General features: G+C 66.6%; 17 protein-coding genes. 13 read left to right on the top strand and 4 right to left on the bottom strand.

The genetic code is table 11. The features are described from left to right. Positions 1 to 3: 3 nt before the first annotated feature. On the bottom strand, positions 4 to 1,644 hold the full coding sequence (gene ilvA / locus ACAM58_RS05580) for a threonine ammonia-lyase, biosynthetic (RefSeq protein WP_244883405.1): 1,641 nt from the start codon (positions 1,642 to 1,644) through the stop codon (positions 4 to 6). A gap of 23 nt (positions 1,645 to 1,667) precedes the next feature. On the opposite strand from ilvA, the gene ACAM58_RS05585 reads away from it, so the two are divergent. Beyond that, positions 1,668 to 2,798: a hypothetical protein gene (locus ACAM58_RS05585; RefSeq protein WP_062363075.1), complete on the top strand. Its 1,131-nt coding sequence runs from the start codon at positions 1,668 to 1,670 to the stop codon at positions 2,796 to 2,798. Between the two features lie 92 nt (positions 2,799 to 2,890). Here the strand turns inward: ACAM58_RS05585 and ACAM58_RS05590 are convergent, their stop codons facing one another. Further along, entirely contained in the window at positions 2,891 to 4,096 is a 1,206-nt protein-coding gene (locus tag ACAM58_RS05590; RefSeq protein ID WP_369664474.1) for a porin, read from the bottom strand. 262 nt (positions 4,097 to 4,358) lie between these two features. Between ACAM58_RS05590 and ACAM58_RS05595 the strand changes: the two genes are divergently transcribed. After that, a complete protein-coding gene (locus ACAM58_RS05595; protein WP_012746235.1) occupies positions 4,359 to 4,808 on the top strand; it encodes an OsmC family protein in 450 nt (149 codons plus the stop codon). A gap of 12 nt (positions 4,809 to 4,820) precedes the next feature. On the opposite strand, the gene coq7 is transcribed toward ACAM58_RS05595, so the two are convergent. Next, positions 4,821 to 5,450, bottom strand: coding sequence for a 2-polyprenyl-3-methyl-6-methoxy-1,4-benzoquinone monooxygenase (gene coq7 / locus ACAM58_RS05600; RefSeq protein WP_018903559.1), 630 nt, complete (start codon positions 5,448 to 5,450; stop codon positions 4,821 to 4,823). 281 nt (positions 5,451 to 5,731) lie between these two features. Between coq7 and ACAM58_RS05605 the strand changes: the two genes are divergently transcribed. The 8 genes from ACAM58_RS05605 (at position 5,732) to ygiD (ending at position 15,125) form a co-directional block, all read left to right on the top strand. After that, positions 5,732 to 6,976 (top strand): porin, encoded by a 1,245-nt coding sequence (locus tag ACAM58_RS05605; RefSeq protein WP_018903558.1) that lies wholly within the window; start codon positions 5,732 to 5,734, stop codon positions 6,974 to 6,976. A 198-nt stretch (positions 6,977 to 7,174) separates the two neighbouring features. After that, positions 7,175 to 8,155 carry an ABC transporter permease gene (locus ACAM58_RS05610; protein WP_012746238.1) on the top strand — a complete coding sequence of 327 codons (981 nt, stop codon included), beginning with the start codon at positions 7,175 to 7,177 and terminating at the stop codon, positions 8,153 to 8,155. A 1-nt stretch (position 8,156) separates the two neighbouring features. After that, complete coding sequence (locus ACAM58_RS05615; RefSeq protein ID WP_278874701.1) at positions 8,157 to 9,431, top strand: M20 aminoacylase family protein; 1,275 nt, start codon at positions 8,157 to 8,159, stop codon at positions 9,429 to 9,431. A gap of 33 nt (positions 9,432 to 9,464) precedes the next feature. Then, on the top strand, positions 9,465 to 11,051 hold the full coding sequence (locus ACAM58_RS05620; protein ID WP_012746240.1) for an ABC transporter substrate-binding protein: 1,587 nt from the start codon (positions 9,465 to 9,467) through the stop codon (positions 11,049 to 11,051). 83 nt (positions 11,052 to 11,134) lie between these two features. After that, positions 11,135 to 12,046, top strand: a complete 912-nt coding sequence (locus ACAM58_RS05625) for an ABC transporter permease (RefSeq protein WP_012746241.1) — start codon at positions 11,135 to 11,137, stop codon at positions 12,044 to 12,046. Between the two features lie 24 nt (positions 12,047 to 12,070). Continuing rightward, positions 12,071 to 13,141 (top strand): ABC transporter ATP-binding protein, encoded by a 1,071-nt coding sequence (locus tag ACAM58_RS05630; protein WP_369664239.1) that lies wholly within the window; start codon positions 12,071 to 12,073, stop codon positions 13,139 to 13,141. Further along, positions 13,138 to 14,136, top strand: a complete 999-nt coding sequence (locus ACAM58_RS05635; protein ID WP_369664240.1) for an ABC transporter ATP-binding protein — start codon at positions 13,138 to 13,140, stop codon at positions 14,134 to 14,136. Before ACAM58_RS05630 ends, ACAM58_RS05635 begins: the two co-directional genes overlap by 4 nt. A 56-nt stretch (positions 14,137 to 14,192) precedes the next feature. Then, the gene (ygiD, locus tag ACAM58_RS05640; RefSeq protein ID WP_369664475.1) at positions 14,193 to 15,125 is read left to right on the top strand and encodes a 4,5-DOPA dioxygenase extradiol; all 933 of its coding nucleotides are present in this window, start codon (positions 14,193 to 14,195) and stop codon (positions 15,123 to 15,125) included. Positions 15,126 to 15,135: 10 nt separating this feature from the next. On the opposite strand, the gene zwf is transcribed toward ygiD, so the two are convergent. Continuing rightward, entirely contained in the window at positions 15,136 to 16,605 is a 1,470-nt protein-coding gene (zwf, locus tag ACAM58_RS05645) for a glucose-6-phosphate dehydrogenase (protein ID WP_369664241.1), read from the bottom strand. Between the two features lie 144 nt (positions 16,606 to 16,749). On the opposite strand from zwf, the gene ACAM58_RS05650 reads away from it, so the two are divergent. The 3 genes from ACAM58_RS05650 to ACAM58_RS05660 are packed head-to-tail and all read left to right on the top strand — an operon-like array spanning position 16,750 to position 21,086. Then, complete coding sequence (locus ACAM58_RS05650) at positions 16,750 to 17,763, top strand: ABC transporter substrate-binding protein (protein WP_369664242.1); 1,014 nt, start codon at positions 16,750 to 16,752, stop codon at positions 17,761 to 17,763. After that, a complete protein-coding gene (locus ACAM58_RS05655; protein ID WP_369664243.1) occupies positions 17,764 to 20,040 on the top strand; it encodes an ABC transporter permease in 2,277 nt (758 codons plus the stop codon). Next, positions 20,037 to 21,086, top strand: a complete 1,050-nt coding sequence (locus ACAM58_RS05660; RefSeq protein ID WP_369664244.1) for an ABC transporter ATP-binding protein — start codon at positions 20,037 to 20,039, stop codon at positions 21,084 to 21,086. Before ACAM58_RS05655 ends, ACAM58_RS05660 begins: the two co-directional genes overlap by 4 nt. Positions 21,087 to 21,092 lie beyond the last annotated feature (6 nt).

Genomic DNA, 21,092 nt, shown 5'->3' on the forward strand with positions numbered 1-21,092 from the left:
CTTTCAGGCCTGCAGGAACAGCCTGTAGGCCGGATTCGCCGTTTCCTCGACGTAGGGATAGCCCAGCGTTTCGAGGAAGTCGTCGAAGGCCGCCGCGTCGCCGGCCGGCACCTGCAAGCCCACCAGGATGCGGCCGTAGTCGGCGCCCTGGTTGCGGTAGTGGAAGAGGCTGATGTTCCAGTTCGGCCGCATCAGGCTCAGGAACTTGAGCAGCGCGCCCGGGCGCTCCGGAAACACGAAGCGCAGCAGCCGCTCGTCATGCGCGAGACCCGTGCGCCCGCCCACCAGGTGCCGCAGATGCTCCTTGGCGAGCTCGTCGTGCGTGAGATCGAGCGCGTCGAAGCCGTGCGCAATGAAGGTCTTGGCGATGGTCGTCGATTCGCCGCGCGTCGAGGTGGTCAGGCCCACGAACACATGCGCCTTGGCCGCGTCGCTGATGCGGTAGTTGAACTCCGTCACGTTGCGCAGCGCGCCGCCGGCCGAGCCCGTTTCCTGCGACTCGCTGGCCGGCATCTCGCCCACCAGCTCGCAAAAGCGGCGGAAGCTGCCGCGCTCTTCGGGAATGGTCACCGCGAACAGCGCCTCGCGCTCCTCGCCGACTTCGGCGCGCTCGGCCACGAAGCGCAGCCGGTCGAAGTTCATGTTGGCGCCGCACAGGATGGCCGCATAGGTTTCGCCATGGCGGCCATGCCCGGCCACGTACTGCTTGATGGCGGCCACTGCCAGCGCGCCCGCCGGCTCCACGATGCTGCGGGTGTCGACGAACACGTCCTTGATGGCCGCGCAGACCGCATCGGTGTCGACCGCGATGTATTCGTCGACCAGGTTGCTGGCGATGCGGAAGGTCTCCTCGCCCACCAGCTTGACGGCAGTGCCGTCCGAAAACAGTCCCACGTCGGGCAGGCTCACGCGCTGGCGCGCCGCCACCGATTGCATCATGGCGTCGGAGTCGTTCATCTGAACGCCGATCACCTTGATCTCCGGGCGCACCGCCTTGATGTAGTTGGCCACGCCCGAGATGAGCCCGCCGCCGCCGATCGCCACGAAGACCGCATCGAGCCGGCCCTGGTGCTGGCGCAGGATTTCCATGGCGATGGTGCCCTGGCCCGCGATCACGTCGGGATCGTCGAAGGGGTGCACGAAGGTCAGGCCCTGCTGCGCCTGCAGCTCGAGCGCATGCAGGTAGGCATCGGAATAGCTGTCGCCATGCAGCACCACCTCGCCGCCGAAGCCGCGCACCGCATCGATCTTGAGCCGCGGCGTGGTCACCGGCATGACCACCACCGCGCGCGCGCCCAGCTTGCGCGCGCCCAGCGCCACGCCCTGCGCGTGATTGCCGGCCGATGCGCAGATGACGCCACTCGCGAGCTGCTCCGCCGAGAGGTGCGCCATCTTGTTGTAGGCGCCGCGCAGCTTGAAGCTGAACACCGGCTGCTGGTCTTCGCGCTTGAGCAGCACGGTATTGCCGAGCCGCTCGCTGAGTGCATTGGCTTTCTCGAGCGCGGATTCGACCGCCACGTCGTAAACGCGGGCGTTCAAAATTTTTCTGAGATAGTCGGCGGGCGTCAGTGCCGGCACAGGTACGTCGCGCACGGTTTTGTCCAAGGGAGTTTTCAATTGATAAATGACGATGATAAGAGGCATCGGGATTGCGTACGGGATATGGCATGGACACAAATGTCATAAACCTCATCCAGAGAGCCCCGGCCGCGAACGATTCGGGTTTTTTTGCGCGCAGCTATCCCGCGAGCGAGGCGCCCGCCAGTCATTTAACAAATGAGCAAAATCTGTTAACCCTTTTTGTCAGCGACCTTTCCAAAGGGTTGATGCAGGCAGAAGCGGCGCGTGTGCAGCGCGGTGAAATAGGACGGCCGACCTGGCAGGTGATGGGCAACAGATTGCGCGCACACATCATTCCTTTGCTGGGTGCTGTGCCGGCGCAGGCATTCGCTACTTCCGATGCGCAGCGCCTGATCGATCACCTTGGAGCGCAGGGCTTCACCAGCACGACGATCGCGCAGTACCTGGTGCTGCTGCGAAAGGTGTTGATGCACGGTGTGAGCATCGGCGTGCTTCGCGATGTACCTGCCTTCCCGAAGGTCAAGGTGCGCAGCCAGCCGCGCGGGAGCTTCAGCGTTGCGGAGTACCGGGCGGTGGTGGCGGCTGCGCGCCGGCTGCGCGGACAGCCGCATCCGGTGCTCGATCAGCTGGCCTCCGGCGAGCGCTTCTGGATCGCTCGCGAGCTGCTCGTCATGCCGCAGGAGCTGCCATGGCTGATCCGCTGGATGGTCAACACCTTCGTGCGTCCGAGCGACATCAAGCTCATGAAGCACAGGCACATCGACGTCGTGCGCGGCAAGCACGTCTACCTGCGGATGAACCTGCCCGAAACCAAGCGGCACAGCCAGCCCATCGTGAGCCTGCGCCCGGCCGTGCGGGTTTATGAATGCCTGCTCGCGCATCGCCGCGAGCAGGGCTTTGGCGGCGCGGACGACTACATCTTCATGCCGCAATTGAAGAACCGCGAGCATGCGCTGGCCGTGCTCAACTTTCTTTTCCACTGGGCGCTGGAAGCGACGTCGCTCCAGAAAGGGCCGCAGGGCCAGTCGAGGACTCTTTATTGCCTGCGCCATACCGCCATCACCTTGCGGCTCTTGTACGGGCAGGGCATCGACATGCTGACCTTGGCGCGCAATGCGCGCACGAGCGTCAACATGGTCGAACGTTTCTACGCTTCGGTTCTGAGCGGAGAAATGAATGTGGGATTGCTGCAAAGCAGGCGTGGCCGCCCGAATTGAGCAAAGCCAAAAAGCCGCCCGGCTTGCGCTGGGCGGCTTGATACGGGATTGATCCGAACTGGCTGAAGCCAGCATTGGGAATCAGGCTTCGATCAGAAGGCGTGGCGGATGCCGAAGTCGTAGCCAGTCGAGGTCTTCGGGGTGAAGATGTCGTTGCTGATGAACTTCGGGCTGAAATCCGGGCTGACCCTCAGGTCTGCACCGTTCTTGTTGCTGATGCGGGCAACCGTTGCGTACAGGGCCGTGCGCTTCGACAGGTTGTGCACGTAGCCCAGTGCCAGCTTGTTGGCCTTCGGATTCGGTTCGTTGAAGAACGGGTTGTTGTCGCCCGACTTGTACTTCACGGCCGAGTACGACGCGCGGATCAGGCCGGCACCGACCGGAACCGTCACGCCCAGCAGCCAACCATTGAGCTTGTTCGATGCCACGGAAGCCGGGCGGGCGAAGAAGTCGCCGTCGATGTCGGTCTTTTCGCGGGCGTGGGACAGTTCGCCGAAGAGCTTTGCAGGACCGAAGTCATACGAAGCGCCGAGGTTGAAGGTGTTGACCTTGGTGGTCGTGCCGGCGTAGTAGTCGTCGCCCACGGTGTTGCTGCCGTAAGCCGCTGCAACGTCGAGCGGACCGTTGGCGTAGCCGAAGCGGCCGCCGATGTAGCGGCCGGTGCGCGAGTTGTCGGCCGCGTGAGGCGTAGCCAGGCCCGGGCTGTACTTGGTCTTCTCGTGGAAGCCGTACATCAGCTGGCCGTAGAAACCGCCGAGGTTCGCCGGCAGGAAGTAGCTGACCGAGTTGCTGGCGCGGGTGGGGTTGCCGAATGCGCTGGTGGCCGTCTGGATCAGGTTGGTGCCAACGCCATTGGTGCCGAACGGATCGAACACGGAATTGTTGTGGAACGAAGGCGTCAGGTCGCGGCCGAGGCGGATTTCACCGAAACCGCCCGACAGGCTCACGGTCGAGCGACGGGCGAAGGTGGCAACACCTTGGCTGCCGTCGTCGTTGGCAACCGGCGCTTCGAGCCAGAAGCTGGCTGCCAGGCCGCCACCGAGATCTTCAGTGCCACGGAAGCCCAGGCGGCTGGAGTTGTAGCCCGAGTGGGTCATGCCAACGCTGCTGGTCCGCACGCTGCCTTTGTTGACATAGAACGGGTTGTAGGCAACCGGAAAGCCGAAGGCGTTGTACGTCACGCCGTTGTTCAGGTCGCGCGAGCTGTTCGAATAGCCGCTGATCGAAGCGTCGACCACACCGAACAGCGTGACGGACGACTGAGCCGAGGCAACACCGGCAACAGCCAGGGCAGCCAGAGCAACTGCCCTTCGGGCCCCAAAACTAGAGTGGCCCCGCAGTGCCGGGGACCCAAAGAAAAAAGCCCCGAGCCTTGCAGCTCGGGGCTAAATCCACCAATTGGAAGGGTGGAGGAGACAACCGGTGCGCACGGGTTCGTGCGCCATGAAATAAAGTATATCGGTTGTTTGTTGCGTTGCAACAAGCAAGTGACGATTTCCCCACACACCAACGGATGTTGGCGTGATTTTTTGCTGAACATCCTTGAATGGATCTGAACAGATGGAATGCACAGTAAGTTGGACCGGCGATGCCGGAACGCGATCGGCCATGGGTTTCGTGGCCGAAACCGGCAGCGGCCATGTCCTGATGATGGACGGCGCGCCCGATGCCGCCAAACCCGAGAACGGCGGCCAGAACCTGGCGGCCCGGCCCATGGAAACCGTGCTTGCGGGCACGGGTGGCTGCACTGCCTATGACGTGGTGCTGATCCTGAAGCGGGGCCGCCACCGCGTCGAGCGCTGCAGCGTCAAGCTGACCAGCGAGCGCGCGGAAAAGGATCCCAAGGTCTTCACCAAGATCCACATGCATTTCACGGTGGCGGGCAAGGGCATTCCTGCGGCCGCCGTCGAGCGTGCGATTGCCCTGAGCCACGAAACCTACTGCTCGGCCAGCATCATGCTCGCGAAGACCGCCGAGATCACCACCAGCTTCGACCTGATCGAAACCTGAGTCCGCGAGGCCTCAGATCCGGTGCGCCACCGTGGTCATCACGCGGGAGGCGAGCCGCATCAGGGCCTTGGCCGGGGCCGGCAGTTCCGCCGCGCCGGCATCGATGGCTTGCGCGGCGTGCTGCGCTTCGTCGATCTTCATCTGCTCGACCACGGCCCTGGAGGCACTGTCGGCGGCCGGCAGGCGGCCGAGATGGCTCTCCAGGTGGGCTTCCACCTGGCGTTCGGTTTCTGCGACGAACCCGAGGCTCAGCGGGTCCCCCAGGCGCCCCGCCACCAGGCCTAGGCCGAAAGCGCCCGCATACCAGAGCGGGTTCAGCACGGAAGGCCGGGCGCCGAGTTCGTCCAGCCGCTGGCGCGTCCAGGCCAGGTGATCGGTTTCTTCGTGCGAGGCTTCGAGCAGGCGGGCCCGCAGGACCGGGTCGCGCGCCACCGCGGCCTGCGCGGTGTAGAGCGCCTGGGCGCAAACCTCGCCCACGTGGTTCACCCGCATCAATGCCCCGGCCTCGCGCCGCTCCGAATCGGTCATCTCGCCCGGCGCCTGGGCCGGCGCGGGCGCGGCCCTTGTTGCATGGGGCCGGGCAAAAAGGGTGCGCAATGCCGCATCAGCCGCAGTCAGGACGGGGTCGAGCGTGGAAGTCATGCCCGTATTTGAACGTATGCGGAAAGAGCAGCGCGAAACAGTTGCTTCATTTCATATGGTGGTTTGTGAGCGCGCCAAAGTCCTTTGTTGCAGGACTGCAACGAAACGCGTGGGCCGCTGGAGATTTCGGGCGATTTGTTTTGCCCTGCCGCAGCGGCTCTGGTGCAATAGCATCAACTTCCCAAAAGGAGGTTGGCCCGGGGTCCGGTGGGAGCACAAAAGTGCCAGTCACGGTGAGCCTTCGCACCGGAGCCCTATGTTTAACCTTGGAGAAACTTGCAATGAAAAAATCTCTAGTTGCTCTGGCTGCCCTGGCTGTTGCCGGTGTTGCCTCGGCTCAGTCGTCCGTCACGCTGTTCGGCGTGGTCGACGCGTCGATCAGCGGCTATTCGAGCACCTCGCGTGACCTGAACGGTGCCACGTTCCTGAACCCGTTCTACCTGAACCAAGGCAGCGTCAAGGTCAGCCGTCGTACACTGGCTAACTCGGGCTACAACTCCAGCCGTATCGGCTTCCGTGGTACGGAAGACCTCGGTGGCGGCCTGGCTGCCAGCTTCTGGCTCGAAGCCCCGATCTCCAACGACGACGGCCAGCAAGGTATTGCTACCTTCGCTCGTCGCTCGACCGTGAGCCTGTCGGGTGGTTTCGGTGAAGTCCGCCTCGGCCGTGACTACACCCCGACCTTCTGGAACGACACCGTGTTCGATCCGTTCGGCACCAACGGCGTTGGCTCCAACCTGATCAACACCGCTAACGACGCCTTCGGCACCTTCGGCACCCCCGCAGCTGCAACGGCTCCGTTCACCAACGTTGGCAGCAGCAACTACGTTCGCGCCAGCAACAGCATCGGCTACTTCCTGCCGCCGAACCTGGGTGGTTTCTACGGCCAAGTGCAGTACGCTTTCAGCGAGAAGAACAAGTACAGCCCGGGCACCGCTACGCCGGCTACGCTGAACGCTTCGCGCCAAGGCCGTTACGTTGGTGGCCGTTTCGGCTACGCCAACGGTCCTCTGGACGTTGCGGTTTCTTACGGCAGCAGCACCGTGGGCGACAACTACTACGTTGGCACGACCACCAAGGTCAACACGCTGAACCTCGGCGCTTCGTATGACTTCGGTCCCGTGAAGCTCTTCGGTGAACTGTCGAAGGCCAAGAACAAGATCGACTACGAAGTCGAACCGTTCCTCGGCGGCCGTCCTGACGTGGACCTCACCGGCTACCTGCTCGGCGTGACCGTGCCGGTCGGTGCTGGCCTGATCCGCGCTTCGTACTCGCACGTCAAGTATGACTTCAACGCTCCTGCAGTGTTGTTCGCTCCTGCCGTCGAAGATCCGAAGGCCAACAAGCTGGCTCTGGGCTACGTGCACAACCTGTCGAAGCGCACGGCTCTGTACGCAACGATCGCTCGCGTGAGCAACAAGAACGGTGCAGCCCTGACCGTCGGCGGCCCGGCTTTCATCGCCAACGGCGTCTTCACCCCGAAGACCTCGACCGGCTACGACTTCGGTATCCGTCACGCTTTCTAATTCGAGGCTGGCTTAAGCCAGCTTTGAATCGAAAGACTCAAAAGCCACTCGACGAAAGTCGAGTGGCTTTTTTCATTGGGGGCTTCGCCGATGTTGCATGGGTGCATCCGAAGCGCACCATCCGCGTGCACCCCCGGGGAACCACCGTGCGGGCACGCACCTTGCACTGCTAGCATGCCTGTTCACTCTGCTTGCTGAATGATTGCCTTCGTCCTGCGCCGCCTGATCCAGGCCGTGATCGTCATGATCGCGGTCGCGTTCATCGCCTTTCTTCTCTTCCAATATGTGGGCGACCCCGTCGTCTTTCTGCTGGGCCAGGATGCCAAGCCCGAGCAGATCCGCGAGCTGCGCGCCGCATTGGGGCTCGACCAGCCCTTCTTCGTGCAGTTCTGGCACTTTCTCGTCAACGCGGCCCAGGGCGAGTTCGGCCTGAGCCTGCGCCAGGGCGCGAAGGTCTCGCGCCTCATCGGCGAGCGTTTTCCGGCCACGCTCGAACTCGCGCTGGTGGCGGCCGTGCTGGCGCTGTTCATCGGCATTCCGATGGGCGTGTACACCGCGCTGCGCCGCGGCACTTTCCTGAGCCAGGTGTTCATGACCGTGTCGCTGCTCGGCGTGTCCCTGCCCACCTTCCTGATCGGCATCCTGCTGATCCTGGTGTTTGCGGTGATGCTGGGCTGGTTCCCGAGCTTCGGGCGCGGCGAGACCGTGCAGTTCGGCTGGTGGAGCAGCGGCCTGTTCCGGGCCGACGGATGGCATCACATCATCCTGCCGGCGGTCACGCTCGCGATCTTCCAGCTGACCCTGATCATGCGGCTGGTGCGTGCCGAGATGCTCGAGGTCCTGCGCACCGACTACATCAAGTTTGCGCGCGCCCGGGGCCTCACGAACCGCGCCATTCATTTCGGCCATGCGCTCAAGAACACGCTGGTGCCGGTGATGACCATCACGGGCCTGCAGCTCGGCGGCCTCATCGCCTTTGCCATCATCACCGAGTCGGTGTTCCAGTGGCCCGGCATGGGGCTCCTGTTCATCCAGGCCGTGACCTTTGCCGACGTGCCGGTGATGGCGGCCTACCTGTGCCTCATTGCCTTGATCTTCGTGGTGATCAACCTGGTGGTCGACCTGCTGTACTTCGTGGTCGATCCGCGGCTGCGCGTGGGCAAGGCGGGAGGACATTGAAATGACGGTTGTCGCAGCAGCTGCAGCACCGCGACTGCAGGCCTCGGGCAGGGCGTTTGCGCACATCGCGAGCTTCTATCCGGAGATCACGGCCTTTCGCCGCGACCTGCACGCCCACCCCGAGCTCGGCTTCGAAGAGGTCTACACGGCCGGCCGCGTGCGGGAAGCCCTGCGTGCCTGCGGCGTGGACGAGATCCACGAGGGCATCGGCAAGACCGGCGTGGTGGGCGTCATCCGCGGCCGCTCCACCGCGAGCGGCCGGATGATCGGCCTGCGCGCCGACATGGATGCGCTGCCCATGCGCGAGGACAACGACTTCGGCTGGCGCTCCGCCAACGACGGCCTGATGCACGGCTGCGGGCACGACGGCCACACGGCCATGCTGGTCGGCGCGGCGCGCTACCTGGCCGAGACCCGCAGCTTCGACGGCACCGCGGTGCTGATCTTCCAGCCCGGCGAAGAAGGCTTTGCCGGCGCGCGCGTGATGATCGAGGACGGCCTGTTCGACCGCTTTCCGGTCGACGCGGTCTATGCCATGCACAACTGGCCCGCCATGCCCGCGGGCACGGTGGGTATCAACCGCGGCGCCATGATGGCCGCGGCCGACCGCGTCACGATCGAGATCAAGGGCAAGGGCGGTCACGGCGCCCACGCCTACCAGACCATCGACCCCGTGGTGGTCGCCGCGCACATCATCACGGCCGCGCAGACCATCGTGTCGCGCAGCGTGCGGCCGATCGATGCGGCGGTGGTCAGCATCTGCGCGGTGCAGGCGGGCGACCTGGGCGCGATGAGCGTGATCCCGGGCGAGGCCACGCTGGTGGGCACCGTGCGCACCTTCAGCGCGCGCGTGCAGGCGCAGGTCGAGCAGCGCCTGACCGAGCTCTGCACGGCCGTGGCCGCGGGCTTCGGCGCCACCGCCACCATCAGGTACGAGCGCATCTACCCGGCCACCATCAACACCGCGCCCGAGGCCATGTTCGCGGCCGACGTGGCCGAGTCGCTGGTGGGCGCTTCCAACGTCGAGCGCAGCATGGAGCCCAGCATGGGCGCCGAGGACTTCTCCTTCATGCTGCAGAAAAAGGCCGGTGCCTACCTGCGCATCGGCCAGGACGCCAAATGCGGCGCCTTCCTGCACAACAGCCGCTACGACTTCAACGACGAGATCCTGCCGCTCGGCGCCGCATTGCATGCGGGGCTGATCGAGCAGGGCATGCCGCTGGCTGCCACCCGCAGCCAGCAGCCCGTGAAAGACGCCGCTACCGCGACGCCTTGATGTACTTCAGATTCCAACCCGAGGAGTGTTTCCATGAGTTTTCAGAAGAAGGCGGCCGCGGTCGCAGTTTTGTGCGTGCTGGGCACCGCCAGCCTGGTGGCCGGCGCGCAGACCATCCGCGTGGCGAACCAGGGGGACGCGCTGTCGCTCGATCCGCACTCGCTCAATGAGTCGCTGCAGCTGAGCACCACCGCCAACGTCTATGAAACGCTGGTCGGGCGCAACAAGGACCTGAGCGTTGCGCCGCTGCTGGCGACCAGCTGGAAACAGACCTCGCCCACCGTGTGGCGCTTCGAACTGCGCAAGAACGTCCAGTTCCACGACGGCACGCCCTTCACGGCCGACGACGTGCTCTTCAGCTTCGCGCGCGCCTCGGGCGACGGCTCGGACATGAAGTCCAACACCACCGACATCAAGGAAGTGCGCAAGGTCGACGCGCACACCATCGAGATCGAAACCAAGGGTCCGTTCCCCATTCTTCCCGACGTCATCACGCAGCTCATGATCATGAGCAAGAAGTGGTGCGAGGAGAACAAGGCCGTCACGCCGGTCGACCGGCGCAAGGGCATCGAGAACACCGCCTCGTTCAAGGCCAACGGCACCGGCCCGTTCCGCGTGCGCGAGCGCCAGCCGAACGTGCGCACCGTCTTCACGCGCAACCCGACCTACTGGGGCAAGATCGAAGGCAACGCGCAGGAGATCATCTTCACGCCGATCGCCAACCCGGCCACGCGCGTCGCCGCGCTGATCTCAGGCGAGGTCGACGTCATGGAGCCGGTGCCCGTGCAGGACATCGCGCGCGTCAACGCCAGCCCGACGGCACGCGTCATCTCCGGCCCCGAGCTGCGCACCATCTTCCTGGGCATGGACCAGAAGCGCGACGAGCTGCTGTACTCCAGCGTCAAGGGCAAGAACCCGTTCAAGGACAAGCGCGTGCGCCAGGCCTTCTACCAGGCCATCGACATCGCCGGCATCCAGCGCACGGTGATGCGCGGCGCCTCGCGCCCCACCGCGCTGATGGTCGGCCCCGGCATCAACGGCTGGAACGAAGCGCAGGACAAGCGCCTGCCCTACGACGTCGAGGCCGCCAAGAAGCTGCTGGCCGAAGCCGGCTACCCGAACGGCTTCGAAGTGACGATGAACTGCCCGAACGACCGCTACGTGAACGACGGCCAGATCTGCCAGAGCGTGGCCTCCAACCTGGCGAAGATCGGCGTCAAGATCAACCTCGCGGCCGAGACCAAGGGCACCTACTTCCCGAAGGTGCTGCGCCGCGACACCAGCTTCTACATGCTGGGCTGGACGCCCACCACCTACGACTCGCACAACGCGCTCACGGCACTGATGGCCTGCCCCGACGACAAGACCGGCGCCGGCCAGTTCAACCTGGGCGCCTACTGCAATCCCAAGGTCGACGAGCTGACCAAGAAGATCCAGTCGGAAACCGACAAGCCCAAGCGCGACGCGATGATCAAGGAAGCCTTCGACCTGCACACCGCCGACGTCGGCCACCTGCCGCTGCACCAGCAGACGCTGGCCTGGGGCGTGAGCAAGAAGGTGGCGCTCACGCAGATGGCCGACAACTACATGCCCTTCAAGTGGATGAGCATCAAGCCGTAATTCTGCGGGCCGCCCGCCGGCGGGCGGCCTGAGCGGCTCGATCCTGGGCCCGCTTCTTGCGGGCCCATCCTTTTTGCCTCACGATGAAAAAAACATTCGCCCGCTGGCTCGACAGCGACGTCGGCTACAGCTTTCGCACTTCGCCCGTGGCCATGGCGGCGGCGCTCATTGCACTGGCCTGCGTGTTCTGCGCGGTCTTTGCCGGATGGGTCTCGCCGCACAACCCCTTCGACCTGGCGACGCTCGAGCTCGGCGATGCGCGCCTGCCGCCCGCATGGAGCGCCGAAGGCTCTTCCAAGTACCTGCTGGGCACCGACGACCAGGGCCGCGACATCCTCTCGGCCGTGATCTACGGCGCACGCATCTCGCTGATCGTCGGCGTGGTGTCGGTGGCGCTGTCGATCACCGTGGGCGTGGTGCTCGGCCTCCTGGCCGGCTTCCTCGGCGGCTGGCTCGATTCGTTCCTCATGCGCCTGTGCGACGTGATGCTGTCGTTTCCGCCGATCCTCGTGGCGCTGCTGATTGCGGGCGTCGGCCGCGCGCTGTTTCCCAATGCACATGAGTCGCTGGCCTTCGGCGTGCTCATCATTTCCATATCGCTGACCGGCTGGGTGCAGTACGCGCGCACGGTGCGCGGCTCCACGCTGGTGGAGCGCAACAAGGAATACGTGCAGGCCGCGCGCGTGACCGGCGTGGCGCCGCTGCGCATCATGCTGCGCCACGTGCTGCCCAACGTGATGGGGCCGGTGATGGTGCTGGCCACCATCCAGGTCGCCACTGCGATCATCACCGAGGCGACCTTGTCGTTCCTCGGCGTCGGCGTGCCGCCGACTTCTCCTTCGCTGGGCACGCTGATCAGCATCGGCAACCAGTACCTGTTCTCGGGCGAGTGGTGGATCACCGTGTTCCCGGGCCTGATGCTGGTGCTGATTGCGCTCAGCGTGAACCTGCTGGGCGACTGGCTGCGCGACGCGCTGAACCCGCGCCTGCGCTGAGATAAAAAAAAGGACAACGCCGCCATGACGCTGCTCCAGGTCAAGAACCTTGTGGTCGAGTTCCCGCACCGGCGCGGCACGCTGCGCGCGCTCGACGGAATTTCATTCGACATCGCGCCCGGCGAAATCCTGGGCGTGGTGGGCGAGTCGGGCGCCGGCAAGTCGCTCACGGGCGCGGCCATCATCGGGCTGCTCGAGCCGCCGGGCCGCGTGGCCAGCGGGGAAATCCTGCTCGAAGGCCAGCGCATCGACAACCTCGGCTTCGATGCGATGCGGCCCATCCGCGGGCGCAAGATCGGTGCGATCTTCCAGGACCCGCTGACTTCGCTGAACCCGCTCTACACCGTCGGCCGGCAGCTGGTGGAAACCATCCGCGCCCACCTGCCGGTGACCGAGGCCGAGGCGCGCCGCCGCGCCATCGGCCTGCTGCAGGACACCGGCATTCCGGCCGCCGAGCAGCGCATCGACCATTTCCCGCACCAGTTCTCGGGCGGCATGCGCCAGCGCGTGGTGATTGCCCTGGCGCTGGCGGCCGAGCCCAAGCTCATCGTGGCCGACGAGCCGACCACGGCGCTCGACGTGTCGATCCAGGCGCAGATCATCCAGCTGCTCAAGCGCATCTGCAAGGACCGCGGCGCCGCCGTGATGCTGATCACGCACGACATGGGCGTGATCGCCGAAACCTGCGACCGCGTGGCCGTGATGTACGCGGGCCGCATCGCGGAGATCGGCCCGGTGCATGAAGTGATCCACCAGCCGGCGCATCCCTACACCTCGGGCCTGATGGCCTCGATTCCCGACATGGCGAGCGACCGCGAACGGCTCAACCAGATCGACGGCGCGATGCCGCGGCTCAATGCCATTCCCGAGGGCTGCGCCTACAACCCGCGCTGTCCGCGCACCTTTGCGCGCTGCCTCACGGAGCGGCCCGAGCTCATGCACGCCGGCGCCACGCGCGCCGCATGCTGGCTGCACGATGCCACCGATCCGCACAGGGGCCAGGCCGAGCTGGCGGCCCGGCACCACGATGCGCAGCTGGCCGGCGAGCGCGCCGTGCCCGATGCGGCCGCACCGCTTGCGGAGGTGAGCCGATGAGCACCGCACCGCTGGTGGTGGCGCACGACCTCGCGCGCACCTTCGACGTCTCGCCGCCATGGCTCAACCGCGTGCTCGAACGCAAGCCGCGCGTGCTGCTGCATGCGGTGGACGGCGTGAGCTTTTCGATCGAGCGTGGCAAGACGCTGGCGCTGGTGGGCGAATCGGGCTGCGGCAAGAGCACCGTGGCGCGCCTCTTGGTCGGCCTTTACGCCCCCACGCGCGGCGGCCTGCAGTTCGACGGGCAGGACGCGCATGCCGCGTTCAAGACCCCCGAAGGCCGCAAGCTGCGCCGGCGCATCCAGATGATCTTCCAGGACCCGTACGCGAGCCTGAACCCGCGCTGGATCGTCGAAGACATCGTCGGCGAGCCGCTGCGCGAGCACGGCATCCTCCGCGGCAAGGCCGAGCTGCGCGAGCGCGTGGGCGAACTGCTCAAGTCGGTCGGCCTCTCGCCGCTGGACATGAGCAAGTACCCGCACCAGTTCTCGGGCGGCCAGCGCCAGCGCATTTCCATTGCACGCGCGCTCGCCACCGAGCCCGAGTTCCTGGTGTGCGACGAGCCCACCTCGGCGCTCGACGTCAGCGTGCAGGCGCAGGTGCTCAACATCATGAAGGACCTGCAGCGCCAGCAGGGCCTGACCTACCTCTTCATCTCGCACAACCTGGCGGTGGTGCGGCACGTGGCCGACCAGGTCGGCGTGATGTACCTGGGTCGGCTGGTCGAGGTGGCGGACAAGCAGAAGCTCTTCGCCGAACCGCAGCACCCCTACACGCGCATGCTGCTCGACGCGATTCCGCAGATGAAGCACACCGGCCGCGCGCGCACGCCGGTGCAGGGCGAGGTGCCGAACCCGCTGAACCCGCCGACCGGCTGCGCGTTCCATCCGCGCTGCCCGCATGCGAATGCGCGCTGCTCGGCCGAGCGGCCGAAGCTGCTGAACATCCGGGGCGTGCAGGTGGCCTGCCACGCGGCCGAAGAAGGCCGCATCTAGCTGGAAGCGTGCGTAAACGCACCGACATGCGCGCCAAGGCGGCGCAGAGTGCGGCCATGACCATGAAGAAGAACCCAGGCACCGGCGGCAGCCCGGCGATCCCGTCGGCGCCGGGCCGCCGCGGCTTTCTCATGGGTTCGGCGCTGGCGGCGACCTCGACGCTGGCTACGCTTTGTTCGCTGTCGCACGCCGCGGGCGCGGCCGCGTCGCAGCGGATGCCGGTCATCTTCATCGGCCACGGCTCGCCGATGAATGCGCTGGCCGACAACGCCTTCACGCGCCGGCTGGCCGCCTGGGGCGGGGAGCTGCCGCGGCCCTCGGCCATCCTGAGCGTTTCGGCCCACTGGCTGAGCCGCGGCGCCATCGGCGTCGGAATGCAGGAGCGGCCGAAGACGATCCACGACTTCGGCGGTTTTCCGCAGGCGCTGTTCGACATCGAGTACCCGGCGCCGGGCCATCCCGCGCTCGCGCGCGAAGCCATCGGCGCGGTGAAGCAGGCCGCGGTGGTCGGCACCCAGCAGTGGGGCCTGGACCACGGAACGTGGACGGTGCTGAAGCACCTCTATCCGAAGGCCGACATCCCGGTCTTCCAGCTCAGCATCGACTACGACCAGCCGGCCGCCTTCCACTACGCGGTCGGCCGCGACCTGGCGGCGCTGCGGAGCATGGGCGTGCTCGTGATGGGAAGCGGCAACGTGGTGCACAACCTGCGGGCCACCGACCGCGGCACGCCCGACGGGCCCGTGGCGAGCCGGCCCTGGGCGCAATCGTTCGACGATGCGGTGAAGGCCGCGCTCGCGGGGCGGGACGACCGCGCGCTGGTCGGCTATGAAAAGCTGGCGGGCGCCTCGACCGCGGTGGCCACGCCGGACCACTACTTTCCGTTTCTCTACGCGCTCGGCGCCGCGGGAACGGGCGAGCGCGCGAAAACGGTCTACGAGGGATTCCAGTCGGGCACGCTGAGCATGCGCTGCATCCAGTTCGGCTGAGCGCGCCGGCCTACTGTTCCTCGCTCCACGAGAAGCCGTCGCGCGCAATCATCGCGCTCGAGGCGCTCGGCCCCCAGGTGCCCGCGGCGTAGGGGCGCGGCCCGCCGTCGGACGCCCAGCTGTCGATCAGCGGTTCGACCCAGCGCCAAGCTTCTTCCTGCTCGTCGCTGCGCACGAACAGGTTCAGGCGGCCGTCGATCACGTCGAGCAGCAGCCGTTCGTAGGCGCCCACGCGCTCGGCGCCGAAGCGCTTGTCGAAGTCGAGGTCCAGCTGCACCGGCGCGAGCTGCGCGGCGCTGTGGTGGCCGTTGCTGCGCTGGCGGTTGTCCTGGGCCTGCGCGAGCATGTGCAGCTCCAGGCCGTCGCGGGGCTGGAGGTTGATCACCAGCTTGTTGACGGCGCCGGCCGGTGCGCGGTAGATCGCATGCGGCGTGGGCCTGAAGTTGACCTCGATGCGCGCGTCGCGCGAGGCCAGCCGCTTGCCGGTGCGGATGTACAGCGGCACGCCGGCCCAGCGCCAGTTGGCGATTTCCGTGCGCAGCGCCACGAAGGTCTCGGTGCGGCTTTCGGGGTCGACGCCGGGCTCGTCCCGGTAGCCCGGCACGCGTTCGCCATACGCCGTGCCGGCGGTGTACTGGCCGCGAATCGCGTGCAGCCCCAGCGTCTCGGGCGTCCAGGGCTTGAGCGCGCGCAGCACCTTGAGCTTCTCGTCGCGGATGGCGTCGGCATGCGAGTTGATCGGCGGCTCCATGCCGATCGCGCAGACCAGTTGCAGCGCATGGTTCTGCACCATGTCGCGCAGCGCGCCGGTCTGGTCGTAGAAGGCGCCGCGCTTTTCGACGCCCAGGTCCTCGGCGATGGTGATCTGGATGTTGGCAATGTGCTCGCGGCGCCAGATGGGCTCGAACAGTGCATTGCCGAAGCGCATGGCGAACAGGTTCTGCACCGAGGGCTTGCCCAGGTAGTGGTCGATGCGGAAGACCTGCTTCTCGTCGAGCACCTTGCACACCGCGGCATTGATCGCGCGGTTGGATGCCAGGTCGTGGCCCAGCGGCTTCTCGAGCACCACGCGGGTCGACGGGCCGTTCAGGCCGGCCGCGGCGATCTGCTCGACCACCTGCGTGAAGAGCGCGGGCGCCGTGGCCACGTACATCACCACCGTGTCGGCATTGCGCTGCTTGAGCAGGTCGGAAAGGCGTGCGTAGTCGGCCGGCTTGGACAGGTCCATGCGCAGGTAGTGCAGCAGCGAGGCGAACTTCTCGAACTCCTCGGCCGAAGGGCGCTTGGCGCCTTCGACGGCATTGAAGCGCGACTGGATCAGTTCGCGGTACTGGTCGTCCGAGAGGTCGTCGCGGGCCACGCCGACGATGCGTCCGTCTTTCGGGAGGCTGCCATGCCTGAAGGCCTGGAACAGCGCGGGCATCAGCTTGCGCCATGCGAGATCGCCAGTGCCGCCGAACAGAACGAGATCGAAGCTCATGAGTCGAATTTCCTTTTGTCTTGGTGCCGAGTGGGCTCTCCGGTTCAACCGAATGGTACTTGTACCAATTCATGAAACCTGTACGAAAGCTACGCTCAACCCCGGCCGGGAGGCCTATTTTTGTTTTGGAGGCGAGGTTTTCACATGAAGAAGCTTTTTACTGCAGCGGCCTTGGTGGGTTTGTCGGCCGCCGCGTCGGCGCAGGGCACGGTCAACGTGATCTGCTCGGTCCAGGCCGAATGGTGCAACGTGATCGCCACCGTGTATGCGCGCACCACGGGTACCCGCATCAACATGTCGCTCAAGGGCTCGGGCGAGGCGCTGGCCCAGCTCATCGCCGAGAAGGACAACCCCAAGACCGACATCTGGTTCGGCGGCACCGGCGACCCGCACCTGCAGGCGGCCGAGCAGGGCCTGACGCTCGAATACAAGTCGCCCACGCTGGCGCAGCTGCACCCCTGGGCCCAGCAGCAGGCCAGGCAGTCGGGCTACAGGACCGTGGGCATCTACTCCGGCCCGCTGGGCTTCGGCTACAACCCCGAGCTGCTCGCCAAGAAGAAGCTGCCGGTGCCCAGGACCTGGGCCGACCTGCTCAAGCCCGAATACAAGGGCGATATCCAGGTGGCCAACCCCGCATCGAGCGGCACGGCCTACACCATGATCGCCACGCTGGTGCAGCTGATGGGCGAGGACAAGGCCTTCGACTACCTGAAAGCGCTGCACCGTAACGTGGGCCAGTACACCCGCTCGGGCACGGGCCCGATCAAGGCGGTGGCGCGCGGCGAGACGGCCGTGTCGATCAGCTTCGTGCACGACGGCCCGGGCGAGAAGATGCAGGGCTTCCCGGTCGAGACCATCACGCCCAGCGACGGCACCGGCGCCGAGATCGGCTCCATGAGCATCATCAAGGGTGCGCGCAACCTCGAGGCCGCGAAGAAGTTCTATGAATGGGCGCTCACGCCCGGCGCGCAGGAACTCGGTGCCGCCAACAAGCAGTTCCAGCTGCCGAGCAACGCGAATGCCAAGCTCGACCCGCGCATCCCCGACTTCAAGAAGATCAGGTTCATCAACTACGACTATGCGAAGTACGGTGCCAGCGCCGAGCGCCGGCGCCTGATCGCGCGCTGGGAAAAAGACGTCAATTCGCTGCCGCGCTAGGTGCAAGCCCCTTCCATCGGCGGCGCGCCGGCCAATCCGGCGTCGGTGGCCGCCGCCCGGCGGGCGCAGCGCTGGATCCGGGCCTGGGTGGCGCTGGGTTTTGCGGCCTACCTGCTGCTGCCCTGGTATGCGATCCAGGACGCCACCTGGTACGAAGCCGTTCCGCAGGTCTTCGGCCGGGCCGAGGGCGCCAACGGCCTGATGCAGGCGCTCACGCAGGGGCGCAGCTGGCTCTTCATCGGGCTCGCCGGCCTGGCGATGTGCGCCGTCGGCGCCTGGCGGCCGGCCGGTCGCGCACAGGGGCGCTGGCTGCTGGCGGGCGGCGCCATCGGTGCCGTGGGCCTGGCCATTGCCGGCTTCGCCATCGGTGCCCGCGGCTGGAGCTTCGAAGCGCTCAACACGCAGTTCGGCGAACTTGCGATCAACCAGTTCGGCATCGGCGCGGGCGGCGCCGTGGCGCTCGCGGCGCTCACGATGCTGGCGGCCTTCGGCGTTGCGCGGCTCGGGCTTTTCAAGGGCGACCTGTTCGTGGCGGCCGCGGTCGTCGGCTGCGGGGTGCTGATGGCGCTGTTCATCGCCTACCCGGTGAGCAAGGCGCTTGCGGGGGCCTTCCTCGACGAAGACGGCCGCTGGTCGATCACGGCCTTTGCCGCACGCGTGTTCGCCGAACGAATCTGGGGCGTGGGCTGCCTGGCGGGCGGGGTGCGCTGCGGCGTGGCCTGGAACACGCTCGTGCTGGCGCTGCTGACGGCCGCCGGCACCACCTTCCTCGGCACCCTGATGGCCTTGATGGCCGAGCGCGGCAGCAAGCGCGGCCAGGGCGCGCTGCGGGTGCTCGCGCTGCTGCCGATCATCACGCCGCCCTTCGTGGTGGGGCTCGGGCTGATCCTGCTGTTCGGCCGCGCGGGCATCGTCAACCAGCTGCTCGAGGGCGCATTCGGCATCGAGCCGACGCGCTGGTTCTACGGCATGCCGGGCGTGCTGGTGGCGCAGCTGTTCGCCTTCACGCCCATCGCCTTCATGATCATGCGCGGGGTGGTGCAGGGCATTGCGCCCAGCCTGGAAGAGGCGGCGCAGATGCTGCGCGCCGACCGCCGCCGCACCTTCTTCACCATCACGCTGCCGCTTTTGAAGCCCGGCCTGGCCAATGCCTTCCTGGTCGGCTTCATCGAGAGCATTGCGGACTTCGGCAACCCGGTGGTGGTGGGCGGGCAGTTCTCGGTGTTGTCGACGGACATCTTCTTTGCCATTGTCGGTGCGCAGTACGACCAGGGACGCGCGGCCTCACTGGCGTGGGTGCTCACGGTCTTTGCGCTCGGCGTGTTCGCGCTGCAGCGCGGCGTGCTCGGCCGGCAGAACTACACCACCGTGAGCGGCAAGGGCGACGCGGGCATTGCGATGGCGCTGCCGGACGGCGTGCGGCGCACCATCCAGTGCATCGCGCTGCCGTGGATCGCGTTCACCGCGGTGGTCTACCTGTTCGCCTTTGCGGGCGGCTTCGTGCAGACCTGGGGCCGCGACTACAGCTTCACGCTCGACCACTTCAAGAACGCGTTCGCGCTCGAATGGGGCCAGTTCGGCCTGGTGTGGGCCGGCACCGCGTGGAATTCGCTGCTCACCACGCTCAAGCTCGCGGGCATCTCCGCGCCCATCACGGCCGCGCTGGGCCTGCTGATTGCCTGGCTGCTCGCGCGCAACGAGTTCAAGGGGCAGGGCGTCTTCGAGTTTGGCGCGCTGCTGGCCTTTGCCATTCCGGGCACGGTGCTCGGCGTGAGCTACATCCTGGCCTTCAACGTGCCGCCGTTCGAGCTCACGGGCACCGGGCTCATCATCGTGCTGTGCTTCATGTTCCGGAACCTGCCGGTGGGCGTGCGGGCCGGCACGGCGGCCTTCAAGCAGCTGGACCGGTCGCTCGACGAAGCCTCCCTGATGCTGCGCGCCTCCACCGCCCAGACGCTCTTCAAGGTGGTGCTGCCGCTGCTGAAACCCGCGCTGGTGGCTGCGCTGGTCTACAGCTTCGTGCGCGCCATGACGACGGTAAGCGCGGTGATCTTCCTGGTCACGGCCGAGAACGAACTGGCCACCACCTACATCATCGGCCGCGTGGGCAACGGCGACTACGGCATTGCGCTGGCCTACTGCACGGTGCTGATGGTGCTGATGTCGCTGGCGATTGCGCTGGTGCAGTTCGTGGTGGGCGAGCGCAGGCTGGGGCGGCGCGGCACTGCGCCTCCGCATCAAGGACATCACAAAATGGAAAGCCTGGCGACACCATGAACGGCATCGAATTGCGCAACGTCACCAAGCGCTACGGCACCGACAGGAACGGGCCGCTGGCGGTCAAGGGCATCAGCTTCGAGGTGCCGGCCGGCACGCTCACCACCATCCTCGGGCCCTCGGGCTGCGGCAAGACGACCACGCTGCGCATGATCGCGGGGCTCGAATCGGCCACCTCCGGCTCGATCTTCATGGGCGGGCGCGACGTGACCACGCTGGGCCCGGCCGAGCGCAACGTGAGCATGATGTTCCAGAGCTACGCGCTGTTCCCGCACATGAACGTGATCGAGAACGTGGGCTATGGCCTGCGCATGAGCGGCGTGAAGAAGGACGAGGCCGCCTCGCGGGCACGCAGCGCGCTCAAGGGCGTGGGGCTGGTCGGCTTCGACGAGCGGCTGCCGAGTGAACTCTCGGGCGGCCAGCAGCAGCGCGTGGCCCTGGCGCGCGCGCTGGTGCTGGAGCCCGCGGTGCTGCTGTTCGACGAGCCGCTGTCCAACCTCGACGCCCGGCTGCGGCGCGAAATGCGCGAGGAGATCCGCGCGCTGCAGCAGCGCCTGAAGCTCACGGTGGCCTACGTCACGCACGACCAGAGCGAGGCCCTGGCCGTGAGCGACCAGATCATCGTGATGGACCACGGCGTGATTGCCCAGCGCGGCACGCCCGAGCAACTCTATGCCCGGCCCGAGAGCGAGTTCGTCGCCGGTTTCATGGGCGAGGCGATGGTGTTCCCGGCCACGGCGCAGGCCGACGGCAGCGTCGCGCTCGGCCCGCTGCGGCTGCAGCCGCGCCATGCGGTGGCGCCCGGCGCGGTGAAGGTGGCGGTGCGGCCTGAGGCGTGGCAGATCGGCGCCGCCGGCACGGCCGCGGGCCTGCCCGCCACGCTGCGCAAGGCGGCCTACCTCGGCAGCTTCTACGAATACGGCTTCGACACGCCGCTGGGGCCGGTCTTCGTGGTGTCGACCGATCTGTCGAGTCCCCTGGCCGCGGGCGCCGAGGCCACGCTGTCGCTGGCGGCGCATGGCGTGAGCGTGGTGCCCGCCGCGTGAAACAAT

This window comes from Variovorax sp. V116 (assembly GCF_041154435.1).
GTDB lineage: Bacteria > Pseudomonadota > Gammaproteobacteria > Burkholderiales > Burkholderiaceae_C > Variovorax > Variovorax paradoxus.